The 24,865-nt window shown below is 69.1% G+C and carries 24 protein-coding genes and 2 pseudogenes; 14 read left to right on the forward strand and 12 right to left on the reverse strand.

The window, feature by feature from the left end:
- The first annotated feature begins 4 nt into the window (after window positions 1-4).
- Genes Prubr_RS32395 through Prubr_RS38455 form a run of 4 tightly spaced genes read left to right on the forward strand, consistent with a single transcriptional unit; the run spans window position 5 to window position 2,310 of the window.
- On the forward strand, window positions 5-700 hold the full coding sequence (locus tag Prubr_RS32395) for an IS3 family transposase (protein ID WP_212818988.1): 696 nt from the start codon (window positions 5-7) through the stop codon (window positions 698-700).
- Window positions 625-1,974, forward strand: coding sequence for an IS30 family transposase (locus Prubr_RS32400; RefSeq protein ID WP_425517932.1), 1,350 nt, complete (start codon window positions 625-627; stop codon window positions 1,972-1,974). Before Prubr_RS32395 ends, Prubr_RS32400 begins: the two co-directional genes overlap by 76 nt.
- Window positions 1,955-2,098 carry a hypothetical protein gene (locus Prubr_RS32405; RefSeq protein ID WP_212818990.1) on the forward strand — a complete coding sequence of 48 codons (144 nt, stop codon included), beginning with the start codon at window positions 1,955-1,957 and terminating at the stop codon, window positions 2,096-2,098. Before Prubr_RS32400 ends, Prubr_RS32405 begins: the two co-directional genes overlap by 20 nt.
- Before the next feature lie 56 nt (window positions 2,099-2,154).
- The gene (locus Prubr_RS38455; protein ID WP_425518076.1) at window positions 2,155-2,310 is read left to right on the forward strand and encodes an IS3 family transposase; all 156 of its coding nucleotides are present in this window, start codon (window positions 2,155-2,157) and stop codon (window positions 2,308-2,310) included.
- A 665-nt stretch (window positions 2,311-2,975) separates the two neighbouring features.
- On the opposite strand, the gene Prubr_RS37450 is transcribed toward Prubr_RS38455, so the two are convergent.
- Window positions 2,976-3,164, reverse strand: coding sequence for a hypothetical protein (locus Prubr_RS37450; protein WP_246567954.1), 189 nt, complete (start codon window positions 3,162-3,164; stop codon window positions 2,976-2,978).
- A 14-nt stretch (window positions 3,165-3,178) separates the two neighbouring features.
- On the opposite strand from Prubr_RS37450, the gene Prubr_RS37455 reads away from it, so the two are divergent.
- Entirely contained in the window at window positions 3,179-3,571 is a 393-nt protein-coding gene (locus Prubr_RS37455) for a bacterial transcriptional activator domain-containing protein (RefSeq protein WP_246569093.1), read from the forward strand.
- A 952-nt stretch (window positions 3,572-4,523) separates the two neighbouring features.
- Here the strand turns inward: Prubr_RS37455 and Prubr_RS32420 are convergent.
- Window positions 4,524-5,153, reverse strand: a pseudogene (locus Prubr_RS32420) (IS110 family transposase); the annotation flags it as partial.
- A 241-nt stretch (window positions 5,154-5,394) separates the two neighbouring features.
- Between Prubr_RS32420 and Prubr_RS32425 the strand changes: the two are divergent.
- Window positions 5,395-5,865, forward strand: a complete 471-nt coding sequence (locus Prubr_RS32425; RefSeq protein WP_212818992.1) for a hypothetical protein — start codon at window positions 5,395-5,397, stop codon at window positions 5,863-5,865.
- Window positions 5,866-6,066: 201 nt separating this feature from the next.
- Window positions 6,067-6,942: a hypothetical protein gene (locus Prubr_RS32430; RefSeq protein ID WP_212818994.1), complete on the forward strand. Its 876-nt coding sequence runs from the start codon at window positions 6,067-6,069 to the stop codon at window positions 6,940-6,942.
- 637 nt (window positions 6,943-7,579) lie between these two features.
- Here Prubr_RS32430 and Prubr_RS32435 read toward each other — a convergent pair.
- The gene (locus Prubr_RS32435; protein ID WP_212818996.1) at window positions 7,580-8,218 is read right to left on the reverse strand and encodes a flavin reductase family protein; all 639 of its coding nucleotides are present in this window, start codon (window positions 8,216-8,218) and stop codon (window positions 7,580-7,582) included.
- A 109-nt stretch (window positions 8,219-8,327) separates the two neighbouring features.
- Here Prubr_RS32435 and Prubr_RS37460 point away from each other — a divergent pair, with 109 nt between their 5' ends.
- Window positions 8,328-8,933 (forward strand): barstar family protein, encoded by a 606-nt coding sequence (locus Prubr_RS37460; RefSeq protein WP_246567956.1) that lies wholly within the window; start codon window positions 8,328-8,330, stop codon window positions 8,931-8,933.
- 57 nt (window positions 8,934-8,990) lie between these two features.
- Entirely contained in the window at window positions 8,991-9,326 is a 336-nt protein-coding gene (locus Prubr_RS32445; protein ID WP_246569095.1) for a tyrosine-protein phosphatase, read from the forward strand.
- A 273-nt stretch (window positions 9,327-9,599) separates the two neighbouring features.
- Here the strand turns inward: Prubr_RS32445 and Prubr_RS32450 are convergent, their stop codons facing one another.
- The 3 genes and pseudogenes from Prubr_RS32450 to Prubr_RS32460 form a co-directional block, all read right to left on the reverse strand.
- Window positions 9,600-13,874, reverse strand: a complete 4,275-nt coding sequence (locus Prubr_RS32450) for a S8 family serine peptidase (protein ID WP_212819000.1) — start codon at window positions 13,872-13,874, stop codon at window positions 9,600-9,602.
- 200 nt (window positions 13,875-14,074) lie between these two features.
- A pseudogene (locus Prubr_RS32455) lies at window positions 14,075-14,622 on the reverse strand (transposase); the annotation flags it as partial.
- Between the two features lie 51 nt (window positions 14,623-14,673).
- Window positions 14,674-14,982, reverse strand: a complete 309-nt coding sequence (locus Prubr_RS32460) for a hypothetical protein (protein ID WP_212819002.1) — start codon at window positions 14,980-14,982, stop codon at window positions 14,674-14,676.
- A gap of 207 nt (window positions 14,983-15,189) precedes the next feature.
- Between Prubr_RS32460 and Prubr_RS32465 the strand changes: the two genes are divergently transcribed.
- Window positions 15,190-16,059, forward strand: a complete 870-nt coding sequence (locus Prubr_RS32465; RefSeq protein ID WP_212819004.1) for an AraC family transcriptional regulator — start codon at window positions 15,190-15,192, stop codon at window positions 16,057-16,059.
- Window positions 16,060-16,602: 543 nt separating this feature from the next.
- On the forward strand, window positions 16,603-17,637 hold the full coding sequence (locus tag Prubr_RS32470; protein ID WP_212819006.1) for a S1 family peptidase: 1,035 nt from the start codon (window positions 16,603-16,605) through the stop codon (window positions 17,635-17,637).
- A 948-nt stretch (window positions 17,638-18,585) separates the two neighbouring features.
- Here the strand turns inward: Prubr_RS32470 and Prubr_RS32475 are convergent.
- The 3 genes from Prubr_RS32475 to Prubr_RS32485 form a co-directional block, all read right to left on the reverse strand.
- Window positions 18,586-18,864: a hypothetical protein gene (locus Prubr_RS32475; protein WP_212819008.1), complete on the reverse strand. Its 279-nt coding sequence runs from the start codon at window positions 18,862-18,864 to the stop codon at window positions 18,586-18,588.
- Window positions 18,846-19,256, reverse strand: coding sequence for a hypothetical protein (locus Prubr_RS32480; RefSeq protein ID WP_212819010.1), 411 nt, complete (start codon window positions 19,254-19,256; stop codon window positions 18,846-18,848). The genes Prubr_RS32475 and Prubr_RS32480 overlap by 19 nt, the downstream gene beginning before the upstream one ends.
- A gap of 127 nt (window positions 19,257-19,383) precedes the next feature.
- On the reverse strand, window positions 19,384-20,541 hold the full coding sequence (locus Prubr_RS32485) for an FAD-dependent oxidoreductase (protein WP_212819012.1): 1,158 nt from the start codon (window positions 20,539-20,541) through the stop codon (window positions 19,384-19,386).
- Window positions 20,542-20,640: 99 nt separating this feature from the next.
- Here Prubr_RS32485 and Prubr_RS32490 point away from each other — a divergent pair, with 99 nt between their 5' ends.
- Complete coding sequence (locus Prubr_RS32490; protein ID WP_212819013.1) at window positions 20,641-21,240, forward strand: TetR family transcriptional regulator; 600 nt, start codon at window positions 20,641-20,643, stop codon at window positions 21,238-21,240.
- Window positions 21,241-21,334: 94 nt separating this feature from the next.
- Here Prubr_RS32490 and Prubr_RS32495 read toward each other — a convergent pair whose 3' ends face one another.
- Genes Prubr_RS32495 through Prubr_RS32505 form a run of 3 tightly spaced genes read right to left on the reverse strand, consistent with a single transcriptional unit; the run spans window position 21,335 to window position 22,566 of the window.
- A complete protein-coding gene (locus Prubr_RS32495; RefSeq protein ID WP_212819015.1) occupies window positions 21,335-21,547 on the reverse strand; it encodes a hypothetical protein in 213 nt (70 codons plus the stop codon).
- A 15-nt stretch (window positions 21,548-21,562) separates the two neighbouring features.
- Window positions 21,563-21,955, reverse strand: coding sequence for a substrate-binding domain-containing protein (locus Prubr_RS32500; protein ID WP_246569096.1), 393 nt, complete (start codon window positions 21,953-21,955; stop codon window positions 21,563-21,565).
- Window positions 21,838-22,566 carry a LacI family DNA-binding transcriptional regulator gene (locus Prubr_RS32505; protein WP_212819017.1) on the reverse strand — a complete coding sequence of 243 codons (729 nt, stop codon included), beginning with the start codon at window positions 22,564-22,566 and terminating at the stop codon, window positions 21,838-21,840. The genes Prubr_RS32500 and Prubr_RS32505 overlap by 118 nt, the downstream gene beginning before the upstream one ends.
- 80 nt (window positions 22,567-22,646) lie before the next feature.
- On the opposite strand from Prubr_RS32505, the gene Prubr_RS32510 reads away from it, so the two are divergent.
- Window positions 22,647-23,936: a polysaccharide pyruvyl transferase family protein gene (locus tag Prubr_RS32510; protein ID WP_212819019.1), complete on the forward strand. Its 1,290-nt coding sequence runs from the start codon at window positions 22,647-22,649 to the stop codon at window positions 23,934-23,936.
- On the forward strand, window positions 23,929-24,840 hold the full coding sequence (locus tag Prubr_RS32515; RefSeq protein WP_212819021.1) for an ABC transporter permease: 912 nt from the start codon (window positions 23,929-23,931) through the stop codon (window positions 24,838-24,840). Before Prubr_RS32510 ends, Prubr_RS32515 begins: the two co-directional genes overlap by 8 nt.
- Window positions 24,841-24,865: the final 25 nt, after the last annotated feature.

Here is a 24,865-nt window from a genome sequence, read left to right on the forward strand (position 1 = left end):
GACCATGATCAAGAGGCTCCATGGAAGCGGGGGTGGCTCAAACATCCACGAGATCTGGACCGCGTCCGGGCATACCTACGGCGCGGACCGGGTGCATCGGCAGCTACACCGTGACGGGATCCGCGTGGGCCGCAAGCGGGTGGAGCGGCTGATGGCCGACCAGGGTTGGCAGGGCGCGTTCCTGCGCCGGGGCTGGCGCGGCGGCTCCACCCGGCAGGACCCTCGGGCGACACCGGCGCCGGACCTGGTCAACCGGCGGTTCACCGCTGCCGGGCCGAACCGGCTGTGGGTCGCCGACGCCACCCGTATCCCGTGCGGCGAGGGCGTGTTCTGGCTGGCCGCGGTCCGCGACGCCTTCTCCCGCCGGATCGTCGGGTGGAAGACCTCCGACCGCTGCGACACCGACCTGATCCTCGCCGCCCTCGAATACGGCATCTGGTCCCGCGACGTCCGCGACGGCCAGCTCATACATCACAGCGACAGGGGCTCGAACGGCGGATTCAACTGGTCGTCGCAACACCTTGATCACGGAGGTTTGCGATGGGGCGCGGTAAGAAGCAGATATCTGAGGCGCCGGCTGGTGCGCGGCGCCAGTGGGCGTCGGATCGGGCATTGCGACCGCCGATGCGTTCACCGGGACGGCCGGAGCCGTCTCGTGCGGTGCAGCGGGACTTCTGGCGGCGGATCGCGTCGGGGGTAACGACGGTGGAGGCCGCGGAGGCGGTGGGTGTGTCGTGGCCGGTCGGGTCCCGGTGGTTCCGTCACGCTGGCGGCATGCCGCCGATCAGCCTGGACGAGCCCACGGGCCGTTACCTGTCATTCGCCGAGCGGGAGGAGATCGCGCTGCTGCGCGCCCAGGGGGTCGGCGTGCGCGAGATCGCCCGCAGGATCGGACGTGACCCGGGAACGATCTCACGCGAGCTGCGCCGTAACGCGGCGACCAGGGGCGGTAAGCCGGTCTACCGGGCTTTGGTGGCGCAGTGGAAGGCGCAGCAGGCCGCGAAGCGCCCGAAGACCGCGAAGCTCGTGAGCAATGGCAGGTTGCGTGAGTACGTACAGAACCGGCTTGCCGGCGGTGTCCGCCGACCCGACGGCACGATCGTCACCGGGCCTGAGACGCCAGCGTGGAAGGGGCTGAACAAGCCGCATCGGCAGGACCGCCGCTGGGCGACGGCGTGGAGCCCGGAGCAGATCTCGCACCGGCTGCGTGTCGACTTCCCCGATGATGAGTCCATGCGCATCAGCCACGAGGCGATCTACCAGTCACTGTTCATTCAGGGGCGTGGAGCGCTCAAGCGTGAGCTGGTCGCGTGTCTGCGCACCGGCCGGGCGCTGCGGGAGCCTCGGGCGCGGTCGCAGAACAAGCCGCGAGGGCATGTCACTGCCGATGTCGTCCTCTCCGAGCGTCCTGCCGAAGCCGCGGACCGCGCGGTCCCAGGGCACTGGGAAGGGGATCTGATCATCGGGACGGGCCGCTCCGCGATCGGCACGCTCGTCGAGCGCAGCAGCCGCTCCACGCTCCTCGTGCATCTGCCTCGGCTTGAGGGCTGGGGCGAGAAACCACCGGTGAAGAACGGTCCCTCGCTCGGCGGCTACGGCGCCGTCGCGATGAACACCGCGCTTACGGCATCAATGACGAGGTTGCCCGAGCAGCTGCGCAAGACCCTCACCTGGGACCGCGGGAAGGAACTCTCCGGTCATGCGCAGTTCACCCTCGATACCGGCACGAAGGTGTTCTTCGCCGATCCGCACTCGCCCTGGCAGCGGCCGACGAACGAGAACACGAACGGGCTGCTGCGCCAGTACTTTCCAAAGGGCACCGACCTGTCGAGGTGGTCCGACGAGGACCTCGAAGCCGTCGCCCTCGCGGTCAACAACCGGCCCCGCAAGATCCTTGGCTGGAAGACCCCAGCCGAGGTCTTCGCCGAGCAGCTACGCTCACTACAACAGCCCGGTGTTGCAACGACCGATTGAACTCGCCAACTACACGTCCTTCCGCTTCGCGGAACGCTTACAGGACAACGGGATCCTGCCGTCGATGGGATCCGTCGGCGACTCGTTCGACAACGCGCTCATGGAGAACTTCTGGTCCAGCTGAAGATCGAACTCGTCTACCGCACCTCCTGGCGGACCCGCGACGAGGCCGAGAACGCGATCTTCGCCTACATCGACGGCTGGTACAACACCCACCGCATCCAGAAGGAACTGGGCTACCTCAGTCCCGACGAGTACGAAACCGTCTGGCACACCCGCCAACACAACCGAACCGAGCCACCTATCGCCACCCCTGCGCCAGCCGGCAGCAGGTAACCACCGCTCCATCAAAGCGGGGGGAACTCACCCCACACCTGGAGGCTCGTCTTACGACTGCCCTGCAACTGGGTGCCCCGCTGCAGATCAGCGCGGTCCTGCTCGGCGAGTGGCCACACGGCGAAACGATCACCGTGACCGCGGACGGGCACACCGCGCACACCCGACTGGCCACACTCGACGGGCCGGCCACCGTCGAATTCATTCGGATGCTGTCCGAGGCCGACGCCGGCGAACCGGCCGACACCGAGCCGTCCGCCGACACGGACGACGAGAACCGGTCCACGGCCAGGCCGACGGACGCCGACCCGGTTGACGACCAGTCCGACGCCACCCCCGCCGGCAACGACACGACGGCAGCCGTGGACGACGGCAGGACGACCGCGACGCCGGCCCCCGCCGACATCGGCGCGGAACGGGGCAGCACTGACGACACCCCGACAGGAGCCGGCGCCACCAAGGTCCGAATCACGCTGCTCGGCACGCCGACCATCCTCGACCATGACGGCACGGCCGTCACCGGGCTGCGCTACCACGCCCGGCAACTGCTGGCGTACCTTGCCGTACACCGCGACGGCGCCGACCTGCCACAGATCATGGAGGCGTTCTGGCCGTCGGCGACCCTACGTCGGGCCAGCGAGCGACTGGCGACCGAGGTCAGCGACCTACGCCGACGTATCCGTGGCGCCGCCGGCAACCGCGCCGTGCAGCCGGTGGTCAACACCGGCGGCCGCTACCACCTCAACCCCGACGTCGTCGACATCGACATCTGGCGGGTCAACGACGCCCTGCAGCAGGCAGCCGCCGCCAGCGACGCCGGCATACGCCAGGCCGCTCTTCGCGCCGCGGTCCACGCCCACACCGCCCCCTGTGCCAGGCGCAGGACTACGACTGGCTCGAACAGCCCCGCGAACAGCAGCGACGCCAGGGAATCCGGGCCCGTCTCCACCTCGCCGAACTCCTGGCCGACAGCGACCCGCGGCAGGCGGCCGCACTCAGCCAGGCCGCCGCCGACCTCGCCCCGTACAGCGACGACATCGCCCAACGTGCCATGCAGGCCCTGGCACGCATCGGCGACACCGCCGCCGTCAGCGCCCGATACGGCCGGCTACGCGACGCGCTCCAGGACATCGACGAGGAGCCCTCCGCCGAAACCATCGCCCTCGCCGCGCAACTACAGCAGACGGACAGGACCGCGCCCGACTACGGCGACGTGCGCCACGGTCGACCATATGTTCACCTTCCCGACGCGTCCCGATGACCAGCAGCACCGCCATGTCGGCGTACCCGTGGCGAAGAGGCTGGGTAGAACGTGGTCGTGCCGTCCTCCGGAGAACGCCATGATTGGCTCCGTGACCAGCTTTCCTGCGCAGGCGCGCCGCGTCCGCGACAGCGGGCTCTCGCCGCAGCGCAGGCTGTACGCATTGCGAGAGTGCGCTCTGCACTGCGCCCCATACGGATTCCGCGCCACCTGGCACCACCTAGTCGTCACCACCCGTATCCCACACAGGCTCACCGACGATCTCGACACGCTCGTGCGCGCCGTTGACGAACTACAGCGGACACGTGACGTGCTCCTGCATCGTGCGCAGGAGTACGCCGCCTTGCGGCGTCGAGAGAAGGCGGCTGGCACGCGAACCCCACGGACGTCGCCGCCCTGGAACTCGTGGGGCTGGTCCCGGATCGCCTACTGCCCCAACCCTGAGCACCACCCGACGGGACCTCTCGCCACGGTCGTCCAGGCGGTCCTCGATCGCCACGATGCCGGAATCAACGCCGACAGGCACTGCCTGGCATGCGGCACCGAACGGCGCCGCCCGGGCCGTGCATGCCCGACCTGTGGCGTCCATCCGGACGGCCCTGCCGCACGCTGGCTTGCCTCCCAAGCCGAGGAACGCTGGCGACGGGTCTGGCGCCGTGAGCTCGACGACCGGCCGACGCCCCTCATCCCATGAGTTGGAGATCCATGGATCTGCCGCGATCCGCGGTTTGCCTGTCGGCCCTGAGCCTGCGTCAGACGGCGAAGGTGGTGATGAGGCTGTCACTGCTCCTCGGCGCGGAACCGCTGCCGGCCGAAGCCGGCGTCCGCCTGCCACGGTCGCGAACCCGCACGCTCGGGGAGGGGACGCGGGAGTGGACAACTGGAACGGTGGGCCGATGCTGCATCCGTTCCCTCTCGCGATGCTTCCGCCAGCCCTGGCCCTGCGCACACTGGGCGCCTTCTTGCCCGCGATCGACAGCAGTTTGCGGCGGCCGGCCTTGGCCAGTCCGGTCGGACCGCCGCACCGCGACAGCAGCTCCAGTGTCGCCTTGTGCCCGATTTTCGGGCCCAGTACCCGTTCCAGTGCGGGATGGATCTGGGTGAGTAGGCCGCGGATGCGGTTGCTCAGGCGGGTGGCCTCGCCGGCGAGGTCGTCGTCGAAGCCGACCAGGACTTCCAGCTCGGCCAGGGCCTCGTCGCCGACGTCGACGCGGCGCAGCGTGTGCGGCAGGGTGCGGGCGGCGTCGGCGATGACGTAGGCGTCGCGGGCGTCGGCTTTCGCGTTGCCCGGGTGCAGGTCAGCGATCCGGCGCATCGCCAGGCCGGGCAGGTAGGCCACCTGGTGGCCGCAGGCGCGGGCGACTGCGACCGGCAGGGCGCCGATCGAAGCGGGCTGGTCGACGACGACGAGGACCGGCCCATGTCCGGCGAGCTTGTCGAACACCTGCCGCAGCTTGGCCTCGGTGTTGACCAGGGCCGCATCGTGCAGCCTCTTGCCGGCCGGGTTCAGGGCGACGGCGTGGTGGCCGTCCTTGCCGACATCGAGACCGAGGAACACCTGATAGTTGTTGTCGCCGTGCACCGCATCGCTCCCCGCGACAGCAGCCCGCCGCCCGGTGGTCTGGCACCGACTGCCGGCAGCCACGTTACGAAGAGACCTACCCGCAACCGGCGGGTGGCCGTGTCCCTATCAGCGGTCCGTCAAGGAAACCGGGGGGATCCACACTGGATCGTCCACGTCATGCTGATGGGCGACCACCATCGTGAAGCGGGTTGACCGGCGTCGGTCCAAACCTGTGGCCGTAAGGATGGAGCCTGTGCCCATGTTCGAACCGACCGAAAACGAGCTTGTGAATGTCGTTCTCTTTCTTTTGGATGTGTTGCTGAGCTATTGGTTTTTTTGGGTGCCTTGGGTAGCAATCTGGCTGATATCTGAGGGTAGAAAGTACTTTTCCGGTCGTTCCAGCGACCGTCACGACGGGGCCAGTGGCGATGGTGGTGGCTTCGGTGCCACGGCCAGGAAAGGACGACTGGAACTGGTTCGCAGAGATGACGGCACCGGGTGCTGGTACGTCATCGATACCGAAAGCCGCGACCTAGTCGGCGAGGTGATCCCCAGCGATGTCTACCCCGGGAAGTGGCGGGCCGCAGTGCGCCACCCCACATCGGGCTACCAGTTCGTATGCGTAGCCAGTGGCCGGGAGACCCTCGTCGGGGTGACTCAGGTTGGAACCGAAACGTTCACCACCCCACAGGACGCGATGCGGGCCATCGACCGTAGCCGTATCTACTGACCTACAACGACAGCAAGGGCTCTGCTGACCTGCCGGTATCGCCTACCTCGAGCCTGGGGTGGCCTGCGGTCGACCGACGTCAACAGGGCGGTCCTTGCGGGTACCGGCCCGCACTGTCGGGTAGCCGTCGTATCCCGGGCCCGGTCCGGGCGCTCATGTTGTCGACACTGCCGACCGGGACACGAAACGAGGTACGACATCATGACCTACCCACTGACGGCTTTTCCTGCGGTGGCCACCGAGCTGTTCGTGCAGCAGGGTCCGTCCTGCTGGCTGTTCGTCGTCGAGGCCGTCGCGCACGCCCGGGTCGGCCGGACCCGCTACCTGCGGGCGGCGATGAACTCCTACCCGAGCGGCGACATGCTCGACGAGGCGATGAGGACCCAGGCGGAGCCCAAGCCGGGCCGGCGCACCCTCGCCCTCCGGCTGACCGCGCAGAACCTCGAAGCCCTGCTGACCAAACTGCTCCTGTGGGATGCCGGCCCGGGCGGGGACCACCGCCGCGGCATGATCGACAAGGCGGTTGTGGCACGGTACGCCCGCGACACGCTCGGCTCGACCGGCTCGGTCGACGTCCTGCTGCCCAACCCGGGCCCGTACGAGGTCCCGTTCGTCGTCGGCGAGTACCACAAGGCGCAGCAGCGGGCGGCGAAGCTGGTCGCGTTGGCCGCCGAGGACACCGACGAGGTCGCCGCGCTGCTCAACACCGGTCGGATCGAGATCGGTGGCGGCCAGGCGGAAAACGACGCTCACCTCGGCCTGTGCGAGGTGAGCGTGCCCGCGTACGCCAGCGTCCGCCGCCGGTTCAAGCTCCGGCCGGTCGACGCCACCGCGGTCGTGGACTTCACCGCCCGGCCCGTCGGTGAGATGGAGGCGACGACCCACGCCGTGCTGTTCCAGGCGTACGACCCGAAGGCCAGGGTCGTCACCTACAAGGATCCGAACTACGGCAACGTCGAGATCCGCGTCTCGCTCGCCCAGTTCCTCGCCATGGCCGGCAACGAGGTCGTCAAGCTGCGCCCGTTCTTCTCCGACGGGGCACGCAAGTCGCGTCTCGCCGACGTCCTCGACGACTGACACCGGCGGGCCCGCCGGCACGCAGCCGGCGGGCCGCACCGGGCGCACCCGGTGCCGACTGGCAGGACCCTGTCAGGCCGACGCAGCGCGAGTCGACCTTCCCGATCTCGACGTCATCCTGACTGTGACAAGGTGCGCCTCGGCCACCATTGCCGCCTTGGCGACCGCCTCATCCTGCCCTGGTGCGGTCACCCAAGGTGCACGGGGTGTGCTGACCAAACGATATTGCGGATCACGAATAAGACCGCTGGGAGAGGAGCGATCTGCGCTGGCAGCGAGCGGTTTGGGAAGAGCTCTTACTCTGGTCGCGGGAAGGGATGCTGACAACGGAAACCGACCCGGAGAGCCGGGAGCCGGACGATCACTTCACCTCGCAGTGGCGCTTCAAACGGCGCAAACCGCACTGGTCTAAGCACGGGTGACAGCAACGGCCGCCGGGCCAGATGACCCGGCGGCCCCCTCATTGCGGCCGCTCCGGCGCACGACTTGCTAACATCGTCCACTGTTCACCATTCAGCGGTGACGGCACACTGGACCTTCTGCCGCAACGTCAGTCTGACGTTATGTCATAGCGGTGGGAAATGAAGCGTTGCAGTACTCGAACCGATCGATCTTCGCCTCACCGCATGCCCACCAGCTACGCCATGGCCGGTCGTAACTGGTGAGGCATGCGCCAGCCTTCGGACAGCCGGGACGGATACACGTTGTCCCCGCCACCGAAAAACTCACAGAACTTCATGATCAATGGATCCCAGCGCAACGGGTCGACGTAGTGTGTCCCCGGCACGAGAAGGTCCCGCGCGACGTGCGCCCGGACCACACGCACCTGAAACGCGGTGGCCTGCGGTTCCGCTCCCCCGAACGCGTGAGCGGCGTCCACCTCACACTCCAGTTGGATCGGGCACTGCGCCACCCGCGGCGCCGCGACCAACTCCGCGGCCTGTTCGGTCAGCCCGGCGGCGGCGAACTTGTCGGGCTCGTACCGGTATCCGATCGCCGCCTTGTGGGCGGGTACGACCGGTGCCGCAGTGGTCAACGCCAGTCGGTCCACGGCGTCGACCATCGACGCCGACGGCAGGTTGAGTACGCACTGGCGCTCACGTAGCAGGTTCGCCGTCGTCTGCGCGCTGTTCCCCAGGCCCAGCATGCATCTGTCGCCCAGCCACCACGCCGACGACATGGGGGCGAGGTTGGCGCTGCCATCGGGGTTGCGCGAGCCGATGAGCACCACCGGGGTCCCGAAATACAGAACTTTCAGATCAACGGCCACATGCATGCCGATGATCCTGCCCGGCCGTCACCCCGGTTGCTCGCGGCAATCGGACGTCGCGCTGCCCCGACGCCGGCCACATCCCAACCCTCTGGTGATGCCGTAGCGTTCGACCGTGCCGACCCCACACGAGTTCACGGCTGATCAAGCTGAGGCTGCCACCGACTTCGTCGTGGCCCATGGTGCTGAGGACCGTGGGCAAACAGCCGATTCTTGGCACGGCTCCACTGGTCAGCTCGTGGTCTGCTCCCGCAGATCCCTGGTGGAACTGGCGGCGGTACTACCGGCAACCGGCAGGTTCGAGGTTGCCCGGCTTGACGGAAAGAGGATGGCGGATGCGGACCACGCCTTCTATGAGTTCTCGGACGCGCTGCTCTTTCCCGGCTACTTCGGCTGGAACTGGAACGCACTGTTCGACTGTCTCCGTGATCTGCACTGGATACCCGCAGACGGCTACCTGATCATTGTCGAGAACGCGCCCTGCTTGCTGTCGAGCAGTGCCGAGGACCAGCACACCCTGTTCCGGATCCTGTCTTGGGCTGTCGAACGCCGGGCGAACCCGCTCGGCCGGCCGGGCGGCAAAGGCGTCCCGTTCAAGGTGCTGCTGTTGTGTGACCGCGACGACGAGGCGACGGTCTTGGCGCAGGAGGTCGCCCGGGCACTCCATAGCGGGCGGCCGTTGCCCGGCCAGGCTTCGGTCGAGGCGCCGGGCCGGCGGTAGGCGGCCGGGCGGGCCCGTCGTCGTGCACCGGCGTCACCGCTCTACCCTCGATGGGTGATGCTCACTCCGCTGGCCTGGCCCGGCCCACGTAACGCCCGGGATCTCGGCGGGCTGCCCACGGTGGATGGTGGCCGGGTGCGCCACAGGGCGGTGGTGCGCGCGGACTCGCCCCACGCGCTCACCGCCGACGGGATCGCCGCGCTGCGTGCGTACGGAGTCACCCGCATCATCGACCTGCGCAGCGTCGACGAGGCGTGGACGCTGCCGAACGTGCTCGCCCACGATCCGACGTACCGCCTGGTCCCGTTCACCGACCCGGCTGACGATCCCGCCGAGGACTACGCGTACTCGTCCAGCAGGGTGCTGATGCGGGGTCGTCGAGCGCTGGCGTAGACGGCGGGCTTGCTTCGGTGACGACCCCCGACCGGCGTCACCTTCAGCGTGGCCAACACGCGGTGGAGGAACCGGCGGGCCGCGGCGGCATCCGACGTGTCGACACGAGCACGTCGATGAACCGGCCGTACTGGTCAACGGCCCGCTACACGTACGCCACACCCCGTCGGCCTTGGCGGCCCACGCCCGGATGAGGCCGCCGGTGCGGTCGCTGTCGCGGCCGCACCGGCGGGTGTGACTACCTCACGGAAAGAGTTGCCGGGGGTCGTCCGCTCACAGCCCGCCGCACTGCCCGGTCCTCGGGCCGCTGACCGTGTTGGCCTGGCCGTTGTTCACCGGCGAGGGCTCGTTGGCCGCGCAGGACAACGGTCCCTTGATCCGGTTTCCGGACACCACGGTCGGGATCGTTCCGGTGCGGCTGTTGACCACGTTGACCGGGCCGGTCACCAGGTTCCCACTGATCAGGACCTGACCGGTGGTACCGGTCACCGACAGCGGACCGTTGACCGTGCTCCCGGTCAGCTCGACCACCGCGGCCCCGTTTGTCGTGACCGGTCCGGAGACGCTGGCGTCGACTGCGATCAGCCCCGCACCCTTGTTCACGTTCACCGGCCCGAACACCGCGGCGCCCGGCGCGAGGCAGGTCACACCGGCGTCGACCCGCAGCGGGCCCCGGTGCTCACCGTCGACCACCCTGGCGCAGCTGTGGTCAGTGACCTCGAGCGTCACGGGAAGCGCGGTGAGTGGAGTCGACGGGTCGTCGCTGGTGACACAGAGCTGGGCCCGGTACGTACCCGCGGCCAGCCCGGTGCTGTCCAGGGAGATCGTGACCGTACTGGACCTGCCGGCGCCGGTGGCGTCCGACGACCGCGACGCGGACAGCCACGGCACCTCGTCCGGCGACACGCACGGCTGCAGGTCCGGGAGCCGCACGTGGCTGATGAATCGGGCCGCACCCTTGTCGTTCTCGACCTCGACCAGACGGTTCGCCCGGTCGATCTCATGAACCCCCCGCGAACTGGTGGTCAGGATGTTTCCGTTGCCGAGCGGGTGGACGCCCTGGTAGCCGGTGCCGCCGGGCGGCGCGTAGACGCCGATCAGCTTGCCGTCCCGGTCCATCTCCCAGATCCCGGCGGGCGAGCCGCTGCCCCAGCTTGCCGCGAGGATGTTGCCGTTGGGCAGTTCCACCATCTGGCCCGGCCAGCTCAGTCCGTCGTGGAAACGGGCGTTGGCGCGGGTGCCGTCCCTGCTGAAGCTGTGGATGGCGTCGCTGTCACTCGCCGAGACGAGCATGTCGTCAGCGCGGAACAGGATCCCCCACGGGCTCCTGAGCCCGTCCGCCCCGGGGGCGATGAACGTACCCAGGTAGTTGCCGTCGGCGTCGAACTCGACCACTGAATGGGCGTTGCCCTGGGCGGCGACCGTCACCAGGACGGTGCCGTTCGGGGAGAGCGCGACGCCTCGGGTGTTGCCCATGATCGCCGGGTTGCTCACCCCGTCGGCGGGGGCGAAGACCCGACGGAACCTGCCGTCCAGGCCGTACTCGGTGACCACCGAACGGACCTGGTCGGACATGAGGAAGCCGCTGCCGTCCGGCTTGGCGATGATGTGGAACGGCGTGTACAGGTTGGTGGACGGGTCGAACGGGAAGTGCGGCATGAACTGCGGATCGATCAGCTTCCCGGAGTACGGGTCGAACGCCATCACCCCACGGGTCGCGCTGCCCGAGTTGGGGATCAGCAGGACGCCGTTACGCAGGAGCTCGATCCGCTCGTCGTCCGGGCCGGCGTTCGGGTCGTCGAGCCGCCAGTCCAGTACCCCGTGCCCGGAGTTGCGTACCGTGAACGACTGCGTGGTGACCAGACCCGCCGGCTGCCGGGCCGAGAGCGACTTCGTGGCCACCTCGATCCTCGGTACCGGCACCACCGTCAGTTCCAGCGCGATCGGCGTCGCCGGCTGCGTCTGGTCGTTGCTGGCCAGACAAAGGTTGGCCTTGAACACGCCACCGTCGTCGAGACCGGTGGAGTCCAGGGTGATCTTGATTTCCTGCTCGCTGAACGCGGCCAGCGTCCCCTGCGCCGGGGTCACCTTGACCCACGACGGCCAGGAGCAGTTGCCGTCACCGGTCGCCCGCCAGGTCAGCTCGGCCCCACCGGCGTTGCCCACCGTGACGGTGTGCGTCTCGGTCTGCGCGACGTCCAGGCTGCTGCTCAGCGAGGTCGGGTCCAGGGTCAGGTCCGGGGCGGCCGGCAGGACGGCGACCGGGAAATGGGCCCGGGCGATCGGGGTGTCCGGCCCGTGGCGGCCGTCGGTGGTCAGTTCGACCGACCCGAACAGCCAGTCCTCGCGGAGCGTCCCGGTGACGTCCAGGGTGATGGTCAGCTCCTGACTGGCGCCGGGCGCCAGCGTGAACTGCGCCGGGGCGACCGTGATCCGGGCTCCGGCCGGGGCCCTGGTCGCCACCTGGTAGGTCGCATCGACCTTGGCCACACTGGACACCGTGCGGGTGAAGGTGCAGACCCTCAGGCAGTGGTGTTCGACCACGGCCGGCAGGTTCAGCGTCTGCGGGTCGCCGCCGGTCTCGGGATCGGCCGCGACGAAGTTCGCGGTGGTCTCGTCGAGCACCAGACCGGTCCGCGACGCCTGGCCCAGGTTGATCCGCCCGGAGCCGATGTCGAACGGGTCGGCCGGCGTGACACCGTCCTCCTTCAGTACCCCGTCACGGTCCGCGGTGACCGCCAGCGCGGAGCGGATCCGCGTCGGCGACCAGTCCGGGTGCAGTGCCGCCAGCAGCGCACCGGCGCCGGCGACGTGCGGCGACGCCATGGACGTGCCCTGCATGAAGGCGTACCGGACCGGGTCGCCGCCGGTGGCCATCGTGGCGGCGAGGATGTTGCGGCCCGGTGCGGCGACGGTGGGCGCGAGCATGTCGAACTGGCTGGGCCCGCGCGAGCTGAAGTCCGACACCCCGTCGGTCCACCCCGCGTCGCGCAGCACCTCGCTGGTCGCACCGACGTGCACCTCGACGGGGCCGCCGGTGGCGGCCAAGTGGTCGCGCAGCCGCTGCCCTTCACTGAGGCCGATCATCACGGCGGGGATCCTGGTGCCGGTCATCTGCCCCATGGTCAGCGGCGGGCCGGCGAACTGGTTGTGCACGACCACACCGGTCGCGCCGGCCGCGGCGGCGTTGTTCACCTTGACGGCGAAGGTGCAGCCGCCGCCCCGGGCGACGAGGGCCACCCCGCCCTGGAAGACGCCCGCCGGGAAGGGGTTGCAGCCCTGATCGTTGCCTGGCGAGACGGTGCCCGAGTATTTGATCGCCCCCTGGATGGGCGGGATCGGCGAGCCGTCGCCCAGGACGGCGGCGATTCCGGTGAGCGCGGCGGGGACCGGCGCCGGTGCCGTCACGTCGAGCCGGTGCGCGACGACCCGCTCGTGGTTGACCGAGGCGACGGCCATGTTCCACGGCGCGGTCTTCGCGACGGTGTCGGGATCCGGGCCGTCGTTGCCGGCGGAGGCGGCGACGAAGATGCCGGCCGAGTATGCCTCGAGGAACGCCTGGTCGACCAGGTCGTTCCACGGGTCGTCCCGCCCGGAGATCGAGTAGTTGAGCACATCCACGCCGTCGGCGACCGCCTGGTCCACCGCCGCGACGCTCGCCGAGGAGAGGCAGCCTATGACCATGCACACCTTGTAGGAGATGACGTTGGCCCGGGGCGCGACGCCGGAGACGGTGATCTCGTGCGTGCTGGCGCCGACGGTGACGGTCGCCTCGTGGCGGTTGCCGGCGGCGGTCGAGGCGGTGTGGCTGCCGTGACCGTTGTCGTCCCGGGCGTCGGTGCCGACCATCGACCAGGCACCGATCAGCTTGTCGTTGCATATCGCCCGGTGGTTCGGGTGGCTCGGGGCGCAGACACCGACGTAACTACCGTTGCCGTACGGGTTGGTGTGCTGGTAGCCGTCGCCGTCCACCGCTGCGAACGACGGGTGGTCGGGGTTGATACCGGTGTCCAGGATCCCGACGATGGTGCCCTCGCCGCGGGTTCCGATCTGCTCGGCGGTTTCGCCCTCCCAGACGGCGGGCGAGGAGATCAGGGCGTTGCTGGTGTCGGTGTCCAGGGTCAGCGTCTCGTCGGGTACGACAGCGGTAACACCCGGCAGACCGGCCAGGTAGGCCGCCTCCTCCGCGTTGACCGCGACCGCCATACCGTTGACGACGTTGCGGTACGTGTGGGCGACCCGTACGGACCGGCCCAGGGCGGCCTCCATCTGGTCGACCAGCTCGTCCTGTTGCCGCGCCAGTTCCTCGACATATGAGGCGCTGCCCGCGGAGCGGGGATCGACCTTGCCGCCGGCTGCCCGGGCGGCCCTCGGGGACGCCGCCAGCGACGGCTTGTCCAACCGCAGCAGCCATAGCCCGCTCTTGGGCTCCGGCTGGTCGGTCGCGGCCTTCGCGGGTGCTTCCTGACCGTCCGGCACCGGTGCCTGGGCGGGAGCCGCCGTCGCGGGGGTGGTGGCGGCGGTGAGCAGCAGGATGCCTACGGCCACCACCGATACCAGTCGGGTGGTCGAACCTGCGGATAGGGATGAGAGTCTTCGATGGCGTGGGTATGCCACTGCGGGCTCCTGAGTCTCTGTGCGGCGCGATGGTTCGTGTCCCGCTGTTACACCAGAGCCGAGGAGGTGCTCCGTGCGACCGGGGCTGATCGTGTGCCAACATAGATGATCATCAAGTCCAGCGCAACGACCTACCTCGATCCGCCCCGAGCAATAGTCAAGACTTGTGGATGATGGGGTGCGTTGACCGCGCGCCACCGGTGCTGGGCGGCTTCGATCAGCTTGAAGGCCATAGCAAGGCCGGCGGCCTTCGAGCCGGGGCCTTTGGTGACCTTGGTGCGGTGCCGGACGGTCGCGAACGTCGACTCGATCGGGTTCGTGGTGCGCAGGTGCACCCAGTGCTCGGCGGGGAAGTCGTAGAACGCGAGGAGTTCGTCGGGGTCGTCGTGATCTTCGCGACGGCTTTGGTGAACTTGGCGCCGTAGGCGAGCTTGAACGCGGCCACGGCGCGGCGGGCGTGTTCGCGGTCCTCGGCGTTCCAGATCTCGGCCAGTGCCTTCCTCGCTGCGGGATGGGCGGACTTCGGCAGCGCGGCGAGGACGTTGCCGATCTTGTGGAACCAGCAGCGTTGTTCGCGGGTCTCGGGGAACACCTCGCGCAGTGCTGACCAGACTCCCAACGCGCCGTCGCCGACCGCGAGGACGGGTGCGCGCATGCTCCGACGTTTGCAGTCGCGTAGCTGCCCGACCCGACCGGTCGGTGGCAGAAGAGTGCGCTGCGGTTGGCCTCGCTACGGGCCATCCGACAGCAGGTCGAGCATGGTTTCGATGCGTGCCGCCAGGACAGCGTCGATGTCGCCCTCCACTCGCACGCTGAGGACCGCACTGCCCACCGCCTGGGCGAGGAACACCCGCAACAGCGGCGTACCGACAAGGGGGTATTCGAACCAGGCATCTGGACTTTCGTCGTCCGTCACCTCAAGTGCACCGATGAGCGCGTCCTCGTCGGCGGCGTCGTACCGGTAACCGATGTATCCGCTGAGGTGATCAAGGAAGCGAACCGTGTTCCCCTCCCACAATGAGCCAGCTATCGACGCCACGGCAGAGAGTATGCACGAACGCCCCGACCGGTCGGCCTACACACAGACAAGTCATCTCAGCCCGCATGTCGCGCCGCACGCCAACGGCCGGGCGGTCCATCCTGGGTCGACGTACCGGCGACGGTCCAGGCAGTTGATCGGATCGAACCGCAGCGGTCGGATGCGACCCTGGGTGCTTCGGCCAGGCTTGACGTCGAAGGGAGCCTCATGATCTCGGCACTCAACCGGCTTGTCGACCTTGTCGAGAAGCATCTCACCGAAGAGTTCGACGTCAGCGGACTGGCCAGGTCGCTCGGTACGACCGAGTACCACCTGCGCCGGATGTTCTCGTCGTTGGCCGGCATGCCGTTGTCGGAGTACGTGCGGCGGCGCCGCATGACCCGCGCGGCCGCCGATGTCGTGCGCGGCGCGGACGATCTGCTGAGTATCGCCGTCCGGCACGGCTACGGCTCGACCGAGGCGTTCGGACGTGCGTTCCGGGCGGTCCACGGCGCCGGCCCCACCGACGTACGCCGCGACGGAGGCCCCCTTCGCACACAACCGCAGCTCAGGTTCCGCCTGACCGTCGAAGGGAGCATCCCCATGGACACCCGCATCGTCGACCGCCCCGCGTTCCGGCTCATCGGACACGCAGCCCGGGTACCACTGATCCACCAGGGCATCAGCCCGCACGTCCAGCAGCACGTCACGGCAATCCCGGAGCAGGAGCATCTGCGGCTGAAGGCCCTCGGCGACACCGAACCGGCCGGACTGCTGCAGGTCTGCGACGACGTCGACCCCGACGACGCCGAGGGCAGCGAACTGACGTACCTGCACGGGGTCGCCGTCACCCGGGACACGGCGGCGCCCGACGACCTCGACGCCGTCGAGGCTCCGGCCGGCATGTGGGCGGTCTTCCGCACCACCGGACCCCACCCGCAGGCGTTGCAGGAGACCTGGGCCGCGACCGCGACCGAGTGGTTCCCGTCCAACCCGTGGCGGCTGCGGCCAGGTCCGTCGGTCGTCGCGATCCTCGAACGCGCGGCCGACTTCAGCACCGCGACCTGCGAACTGTGGCTGCCCGTCGAACCGACCTGACGAACCCTACGGAAACCCCGGACAACATCGAGGATCCGGCTCGGCCGCCTTCCCGTCACCCGACCGGGGAGGCGGCCGGGCGTCGCACGCCGCCGCTCCGGCAGGGTGGCGGCGTGGCGGCGTGTTCGCCTGAACCGCAGAATCCGGTCGCATTCGGTCTCAGGTAGAGCCGACACAAATAGTCGAGGTCGACCACCTCGGTCACCATTTCTGTTTCAGGACAGTTTTCTACCGACCCATCGCCCGAACGGTCGGGCGGGGAATCACGTGAGCGCCACACGTGTCAGGCGAGAGAGTCCATGGGCACCGAGGGCCGCGTTCGAGGGCGCAGGCGACGGGCCGGACCACACACAACACCTGCGCCTCCCGCACGCTCACCTGCCCGGCCAGCGACGGCGCACGACAGCGGACACGGCGGCCGGGCGAGCGGTCCGAGCGATCGGGATGCTAATTAAATTATCAATCGTCAATGGGTTTACGGTTACGGCGGCCGATGGTTGCATGGTGGCCAGACGCACTCCTCCACCCCCACCGGGAGAACCCATGCGTAAAGCAATTCTGGCTGCCATTCTGCTGGCCGTACCCGTCGCTGTCCTGCCCGCCACGGGGGCCGGCGCCTCGCCGGCCCGGCAAGCGTCCGCCGACGCCACCGCCGGACTGGCCGCCGCCCTCCAGGGCCGGCTCGGCGACCGCAGCGCGGGCACCTACCGCAACGACGCCGGCCGGCTCGTCGTCACCGTCACCGACGCCGCGGCCGCCGAAACCGTACGCGCCGCCGGTGCCGAGGCCCGCATCGTCACCCGCAGCGCCGCCACCCTGCGGGCGGTCACCGCCCAACTCGGCCGGACCGCCGCCGTACCCGGAACGGCCTGGCACGTCGACCCCGCGACCAACCAGGTCCTCGTGCAGGCCGACAGCACCGTCACCGGCACCCGCAAGCAGCAACTGGAGAAGGCGGTACACGCCCTCGGCGACGCCGTCCGGATGGAGACCGTACCCGGCCGCATCGCCCCCGAAATCGGCGGCGGCGACGCCATCTACATGGGCGGCTCGCGCTGCTCGATGGCGTTCGCGGTGGCCGTCGGCAGCGTCCACCACTTCCTCACCGCCGGACACTGTACGAACCTCGGCACCAACTTCTACGCCAACGCGGCGCACACCACACACATCGGCGTACGGGCCGGCACCAGCTTCCCCGGCAACGACTACGGTCTCGTCCGGGCCTCGGTCCGACCCGTCGGCGACGTCAACATGTACGACGGCACCCGCCGCGACATCTCCTCGGCCCGCAACGCGGTGGTCGGCGAGACCGTCGGCCTGTCCGGCAGCACCAGCGGCCTGCGCCGCGGCCGGGTCACCGCCGTCAACGTCACCGTCAACTACCCGCAGGGCGCGGTGCACGGCCTGATCCAGACGACCATCTGCTCGGCCGGCGGCGACAGTGGCGGCGCGGTGTTCGCGAACAACTCCGCCATCGGCATCCACTCGGGCAGCACCGGCGGATGCGGCGGATCGAACCGCGCGTACCACCAGCCCGTCACCGAGGCGCTCGCGGCGTACGGCGCACGGATCTACTAAACGCCTGGTGATTCCGGCCGTCGTGGTGTTCCGGTCACCCGACGCCGATCCGACGCACGCCTGCAGAAGCAGTGCATGCAGCTTCGGTCCAGGATGCGCTTCACCGCCGGGCAGTTCGTGCCGTACCTGCGTGCCGGGATCTGATCGCGCAACGCCCCGCCGGGCCGACAACCTCGCGGCGCTGCCGCGGGACCGGCTCGGCGCGGCGCTGCCCCATGACCGCCACCCAACTCCGAAGGCGACGGCCCGGCGAATCAGCCTGACCCGTCCGGACGATCGACCGCATCGGTTGAACAGACCGCCGCACAGGATCTGAGCAACCTCGCTGGCGGAGTTGGGCAACTCGTTCCCCTCCGGGGAGCTGACCCGGGCGGTCGGTCGGCTGATCGGGCGTTACCGGCAGGACGGAGCGGCCGCAGAGCCGATTCTGCGCTCCCCCGTCGACGTTGCCGCCTCGCGACGTACCGGATGCCCGCGACGAAGGCACCTGCCGCAGGCGTGGGGTTCACGGCTTCGGAATGCCTACCTGCGTCAAGGGTGGCTTCGTGCGTGTAAACGGGGCCCAGATGTGCGTGACTTTCGGGCCCGGGTTGAGCGGTTCCCCTTGATCAATATCGGTGATCTTGGGGCCCACCTCGGCGGTGGTGGGTGTCGGCGGGCGGGTTTAGAAAGGCGGATCAGCGTCCGGGCGGGTGAGAATGGCGGTGCTGTCGGGGAGCGCCGATGTTGGGATGTCGTGGCTCATGGCGTAGGCCCAGGTGCCGATCGGTCGGCGGATCGACCTTCGACATCGGCGGCATCGGCGGCTCCCGTCCAGACCCGCCGATGTTCCCACCACCGAGGGTGGGCCCGGAACTCGCGAACATCGAATCCACCCGCTCGAGGTGGGACCCGACCTCGCGAACAAAACGCAGGTCACCGCATACGGGCCGGGTCCAACCCCTATCGCTAGACCCAATCCTGCGCTGCCTCGACGAGTTTGCAGCGGAGCGCGTCGCGGATCAACGAAGCGTCCTCGCCGAACGGGCTGCTGAGATCCCGGTACTCGTGGCTGAGCGCGTCATCCGGTTCAAGGCGGCCGATCAGGTCGGCGATCTCGTCGAGCTCGAAGTAGACGGCGGCTGTGGTGAACGCGGCGATCTGCTCGGCGGTGCAGTAGTCCAACGGCCAGGCGGCGCCATTGGCCATCGCGCCGTTGTGGAACCACATCAGGTAGGACAGATGCACCAGGCCGACCGGGCCCCCGGCGGCGCCGCCCACGGTTGCATGTCGAGGGCACGAACGAACACGTCGACACGGTCGCGGTCGAGGTAATCACCCGCGCCCCAGCGCCAGTCCAGAGAGTGCACCCAACGGTAGTCGGCGCCCGGCGCGCGCAGAATCTCCAGACCACGGGCACGGGGCAGGACGTTCGTGCCCGCCTCGACCAGGTGAAGATCCCGGCCGCGGATGCGCCGCTCAACCCGGCAGCGATCGGGGCCGCTGACCCACACCATCACCCCGTCATACTCGAAGACCGGTTTGGTCTCCGGATCGACCGCGAAGTAGACCGCCTCGAGATCGGCGGGATCGATGACCCGCTGCCGCTCACGAGCCTTGTACAACCGCAATCTGATCACGCCTCGATTGTGCAGGCATGGTCCGGCGCGGCGGTGGGTCCGGAGCTGGTGAACACAGAAAACGGCCGACACGAGGTGGGCTCCGAAATCTCCGACAGGCGGGACCAGAAGTCACCGACAAAACCAGTCAAGGGGCTGCGCGTTCGATGCTGCGCCGGACGAGACCGCGGATGCCGGGGAGGGTGACCGCCCGGACGGTCAGGTCACCCATCCACACATGGAAGCGGCTGGGTGGCGCGTACTGGAGCATTCCCCGGCGGGCGTGCGCCTGCCGTTTGACGGTTTCCGGACGTAGTCCGGCCTCCCAGGCGGCCAACGCCGCCGGGACGTCGTCGCCGTGCTGCCGCAGGACGGCGCCGAGCTGGTCGGCTCCGGCGAGTGCGAGGGCCGCGCCGTGTCCGGCGAAGAGGGTGACGCACCAGGCCGCGTCGCCGAGCAGTACGGCTCGGCCGGTGCTCCACCGCGGCATGACCACCTGGCTGACCGAGTCGAAGTAGGCGCTGTCCGGGTCCTTTCCGAGGTGGCGGATCGCGTCGGGTACGCCGCCGCCCAGGTCTGCGAACGCCGCGCCGAGCGCGTCGACCGGTCCGCGCCGCAACTCGTCGGCCGGGTCCGCGCACCGGTACGTGAAGAACGCCGATGACCGCCGCGGGCCGAGGTTGACGACGGCCGCGGTGCGGCCCGGGCCGATGTACGTGGTGCCGGACGACAGCGGCACGCCCGCCACCGGGTGGGGCAGCGGAAAGGCACCGACGACGTACGGCAGGTCGACCCGGGAGCCGGCGCCGAAGAGGGCCGTGCGGGTGGCGGAGTGCAGTCCGTCGGCACCGATCAGGAGGTCGGCGTCGTGCGTGGTGCCGTCGCTGAGCACCACCCGGACCCGTTCGGTGTCCTGGTCGAGGGCGGTGATGGTGGTGCCGAACCGGATCTCGGTACGGTCGCGTACCGCCTCGTACAGGGTGGCTTCCAGGTCGCCGCGGAACACGGTCAGCGCCCGTTTGCCGAGGGCGGCCTCGGCGATGGTGGACGGCACGGTGAACTTGGTGCTTCCGTCGGCGCGGACCAGGACGGTGGTGAACACGCCCAGGTCGTGGGCGGACAGCGTGGGAAGCAAGCCGAGGCGCTCGGCGGCGTCGTAGCCGGGGCCGAGCAGGTTCACCAGGTAGCCGCTGCTGCGTCGGGCCGGGGCGCGTTCCACCACGGTGGTGCGCCATCCGTCGCGTCCGAGTCGCAGCGCGGTGGCCAGCCCCGCTATGCCCGCGCCGACGATCACTGCATGTTCCATCCGTACTCCCGCACACCAGTATGAGCATCTGCTCACCCAGTATGAGCAGATGCTCATACTGGCGCAACACCAACCCCGGCCGGCGCCTAGACTTCGGTCATGCCCCGCGGAGTCGCCATCCCCGAACCCAGGCAGCAGCTCTTCGCCGCCCTCGAACGCGTCGTCGCAGCCGACGGGCCGGGCCGGCTCACCGGCCGGGCCGTGACCCGCGAGGCCGGCGTCGCCACCGGACTGCTCTACACGCACTTCACGAACTTCGACGACTTCCTGGCCGGCTACGCGGTCGACCGGGCGTTCCAGATCGCCAGCGGCGTGGCCGGCCTGCCGGAGCGCGCCGGATCCGGCACGGTCGCCGCAAACCTGGGCGACGCCGTCCTGGCCACCCCACTGGGCACGCTGCTGGCGCTGGCCAGGCTGATCGCCTTCCGGCCGGAACTGGCGGCCAGCATCGAAGCGGTGCTGGGCGACGGAACCGGCGGGCTGGCGGCGGTCGAGCGGTCGGCCGCCGACTACCTGACCGCCGAGCAACAACTCGGCCGGGTGCCCGCCGACGCCGACACGCAGGCACTGGCCCTGGCGGTGGTCGGGGTGCTGCACCACGTCGCACTGACCGGTGCCGACGGCCCGGCAGCCGGCACCCGGATCCGCCGCGCGATGGCCGCCCTCACCGCCGGCTTCCCGGCCGTCACCACGACCTAATCGCAGCCCCCGCCGGGTGCGGCACGGGTTTCGGTTCCGGTGGCCGACGTGGTTACCGCCTCGCACATCGTCCGACCGGCTCGGGCCTCCCGTGTCAGCGTGTCGCCTCGGTCAGATCACGCAGCAACTCCGAGGCCAAGACCGGATCGAGTTCCCCGAACGCCACGTCGTGCGGGTCACGCCACTCGTCACCGCCGGCGCGGCGTCGGCGTACCCGCGACGAGCGGTGGTGAGCCGACCAGGCTTCCCGGTGCACCAGGTCACCGCCTGCCGACCAGCAGGACCGCCGCTGCGATGTGATGCGCACCAACGGCAGCGAGGTTCAGGTGCCCGGCGGGTTCAGGGCAGTCGCTGAGTCTCGGATCACCAGTTCGGGTTCGGGGTCGGTGATGAGACCGCCCGTGCGCGGCCGTCCTGCGATCAGGTCGTAAAGCGCCTCGACGCCGGCCCAGCCGAGTTGGTACATGGGCATCCGGACCGCGGTCACGGCCGGGCGCAGGTGTTGCATCAGGTCGACGTCGTGGATGCCGATCACCGACAGCTGGTCGGGGATGGCGATGCCGAGGTCGTGTGCGGCGGCCAGGACCCCGACCGCGCTCATGATGTTGTTGACGACGATGGCGGTGGGTGCGGTTGCCGCCTGCATGGCCTGCCGGAGCCCGTCGGCGCCGGCCTGCTCGCCGAACCCGGTGGCCAGGTGTGGGGCCGGTGCCAGCCCAGCGGAGTCCATCGCCTGCTGGTAGCCCAGGTAGCGCTGCTGGGAGTTGTATCCCGATCCCCGATGAAGACGATGTGGCGGTGGCGGAGGTTGACCAGGAACCGGGTCGCGATCTCGCCTGCGCGGCGATCGTCGATGTCGATCCAGGGATGGTCCGGTGCGTGTTCCAGGATGAGGATCGGCTTTGGGTGGGAGCGGAGTTCGGCCATCACGTCGTCGTCCAGCAGCCCTTCGCCGCGGATCAGGATGCCGTCGACCGTGCCCTGGCTGAGTAGTCGGGTCAGGAACTGGCTGCCGGAGCGCATCGTCTCGGCATCGCCCAGCAGGACCGTCGCGCCGTGCTCCGCGGCCGCCTCGTAGACGCCTTGCCGCAGGGGTCCGTAGACCGGGTTTTCGAGCTTGTTGAGGATCATCGCGATCATGCCGGTGTGGTTGAGTCGAAGCGAGCGCGCCGCATGGTTCGGCTGGTAGCCCAGTTGCTGCATCGCCCGGAGCACCCGGGTGCGGGTGGACTCCCTCATCCGGGTGTGGCTCGTGCCGTTGACCACCGCCGACACCACCGCGAGCGACACCCCAGCAGCTCGTGCGACGTCACGTTGCGTTGCCACGTTGCGACCCTCCTCGGATATTGACGTAACGTCTAACCAAGTTTACTTTGAATTAACGATACGTCATCGAAGGAGCATGCATGACATCGACCCGTCACACCGTCCTCCTGCGGTCGTCCTGGGCGACGGTGAACATCGGCGACGTGGCTCACTCCCCTGGTGTCGTGCGGGCGTTCCAGCGGTTCGCCCCCGAGGTCGAGGTCATCCTCTGGCCGGTGCGGCTGGAGGAGCGCGAGCGATCCATGCTGCGACACGCGTTGCCCGATCTGCGCGTCGTTGACGGCACTCTCGACGGCGACGGGCCGAGCACCCCGGAGTTGGCCGCCGCCATCGACGACGCGGACGTCCTGATGCACGGATCGGGTGCCGACGCCTTCCAGAGCACCGAGATCGACTGGTGGCGCCGGCACGTGGGCCGCCCGTACGGGTACTTCGGGGTCACCGTGGATCCGCTGTGCCCACCGACCGTGGCGACGTTGCCGGAGCTGGCCCAGATGGTCGATCAGCTCCCACCGTCCTACCTCGACGATGACGTCAAGGACCGCTTCGACGGGGCCGACTTCGTCTACTGCCGCGAAACGTTGACCCTCGCGACCCTGCGCAGCCAGAAGATAACCAGGCCCGACCTCACCTTCGGGCCGGATGGCACGTTCGCGTTCGACCATACCGACGCCGTCGCGGCCGCCCGCCTGCTGGAGGGTCTCGGCCTGCAGCCTGGTCGGTTCGCCTGCTTTGTCCCGCGGCTGCGTTACAGCCCCTACGCGAAGATCTACGGCACGGATCCGACCCGCGAGCAGATGCGGCGCGACGCGGTCAACGCGGCGACCGTGACGCAGGACCTGGCAGTGCTGGCGGCGGCGATCGAGAGCTGGGTACGCGTCAGCGGCCTGCCGGCCATCGTGGTGCCCGAGATGAGCTACGCCGTCGAGCTGGCGCACGAGCACCTTCCCAGACTGCTCAGTCCACAGACGCTCGGGCAGGTCCGGGTCCTGGACCGGTACTGGCCGCTGGAGGAGGCGACCGGCGTCTACGCTGTCTCGTCGCTGGTGGTCAGCATGGAATGCCATTCGCCGATCCTGGCCGCACGGCACGCGATCCCGACCATCTACCTTCGACAGCCGACCGAGACGACCAAGTCCCAGATGTTCGCCGACCTCGGCGCCCCGGACCTGGTGATCGAGCTCGACCATCGCGCCGCGGCGACGGTGGTCGCGGCGGTCACCGACATCGCCACCGATCCGGCGCCCGCGGTTGCCCGGAGCAGGAGGGTCGCGGCGAACGCCGACGACGCGCTGCGGGCGGCGGTGCGGGCCTGCGTCGCGGGCCAACCCATCGGCTTGCGTACCCCGGCGCGGAGCGACGATGCATAGCCTGCGCAACCGTTGGCGGCGCGACCGGATCCTGCTGCTGCTCGCGCTTCCCGGGGTCACGGCGCTGCTGCTGTTCCACTATCTGCCGCTTGGCGGGAACATCATCGCGTTCCAGGACTTCCAGCCGTTCCTGGGAATCTGGCACAGCCCGTACGTCGGGCTGGACAACTTCGAGCCCGTGCTCACCGGCGACCCGGTGTTCCTCAACGCGCTCGTCAACACTCTGATCATCACGCTGATCCAGGTCGTCTTCGTGTTCCCGCTGCCGATCTGCCTCGCGTTGATCCTGAACGCGACGATCAGCGAACGATTCAAACGCCTCACCCAGTCGATCCTCTACATGCCGCACTTCCTGTCCTGGGTGATCGTGGTCGCCCTGTTCCAGCAGATGTTCGGCAACGGCGGGATGCTCAACGGCTGGCTGCGCTCGGCCGACCTGTCGACATTCCACATCGTCGGCGTGCCCGAGTTGTTCAAGCTCATGATCACATCACAGGTGATCTGGAAGGACACCGGCTGGTCGACGATCATCTTCCTCGCCGCACTGTCCAGAGTGGATCCGGCGCAGATAGAGGCCGCGGTGGTGGACGGCGCCTCGGCGGTTCGCCGCCTGTGGCACGTGACCCTGCCCGCCATCCGCTCGGTGATCGTCCTGCTGCTGATCCTGCGGCTCGGTGACTCGCTGTCCGTCGGGTTCGAGCAGATCATCCTGCAGCAGGCCCAGGTCGGTGCCGGTGCCAGCGAGGTGCTCGACACATACGTCTACAACCACGGGATCGTCGGCGGGGACTGGGGCACCGCGGCCGCCGTGGGGCTGATCAAAGGCATTGTCGGTGTCGCGCTCGTGCTCGGCGCGAACCGGGTGGCCCACGCGCTGGGCGAGCAGGGGGTGTATACCAAGTGACGAGCGGAACTGTGTCGCCTGCGGT

Origin of the sequence: Polymorphospora rubra, from assembly GCF_018324255.1 — a bacterium.
Taxonomy (GTDB): Bacteria; Actinomycetota; Actinomycetes; order Mycobacteriales; family Micromonosporaceae; genus Polymorphospora; species Polymorphospora rubra.

What these genes read in the sequence shown, in the direction of transcription:
- Prubr_RS32470 (WP_212819006.1), top strand. Translation starts at nt 16,603, where the DNA reads ATGCGTAAAGCAATTCTGGCTGCCATTCTGCTGGCCGTACCCGTCGCT.
- Prubr_RS32510 (WP_212819019.1), top strand. Translation starts at nt 22,647, where the DNA reads ATGACATCGACCCGTCACACCGTCCTCCTGCGGTCGTCCTGGGCGACG.
- Prubr_RS32445 (WP_246569095.1), top strand. Translation starts at nt 8,991, where the DNA reads ATGCTCACTCCGCTGGCCTGGCCCGGCCCACGTAACGCCCGGGATCTC.
- Prubr_RS32395 (WP_212818988.1), top strand. Translation starts at nt 5, where the DNA reads ATGATCAAGAGGCTCCATGGAAGCGGGGGTGGCTCAAACATCCACGAG.
- Prubr_RS32490 (WP_212819013.1), top strand. Translation starts at nt 20,641, where the DNA reads ATGCCCCGCGGAGTCGCCATCCCCGAACCCAGGCAGCAGCTCTTCGCC.
- Prubr_RS32515 (WP_212819021.1), top strand. Translation starts at nt 23,929, where the DNA reads ATGCATAGCCTGCGCAACCGTTGGCGGCGCGACCGGATCCTGCTGCTG.
- Prubr_RS32400 (WP_425517932.1), top strand. Translation starts at nt 625, where the DNA reads ATGCGTTCACCGGGACGGCCGGAGCCGTCTCGTGCGGTGCAGCGGGAC.
- Prubr_RS32435 (WP_212818996.1), bottom strand. Translation starts at nt 8,218, where the DNA reads ATGCATGTGGCCGTTGATCTGAAAGTTCTGTATTTCGGGACCCCGGTG.
- Prubr_RS32465 (WP_212819004.1), top strand. Translation starts at nt 15,190, where the DNA reads ATGATCTCGGCACTCAACCGGCTTGTCGACCTTGTCGAGAAGCATCTC.
- Prubr_RS32425 (WP_212818992.1), top strand. Translation starts at nt 5,395, where the DNA reads ATGTTCGAACCGACCGAAAACGAGCTTGTGAATGTCGTTCTCTTTCTT.
- Prubr_RS32430 (WP_212818994.1), top strand. Translation starts at nt 6,067, where the DNA reads ATGACCTACCCACTGACGGCTTTTCCTGCGGTGGCCACCGAGCTGTTC.
- Prubr_RS32485 (WP_212819012.1), bottom strand. Translation starts at nt 20,541, where the DNA reads ATGGAACATGCAGTGATCGTCGGCGCGGGCATAGCGGGGCTGGCCACC.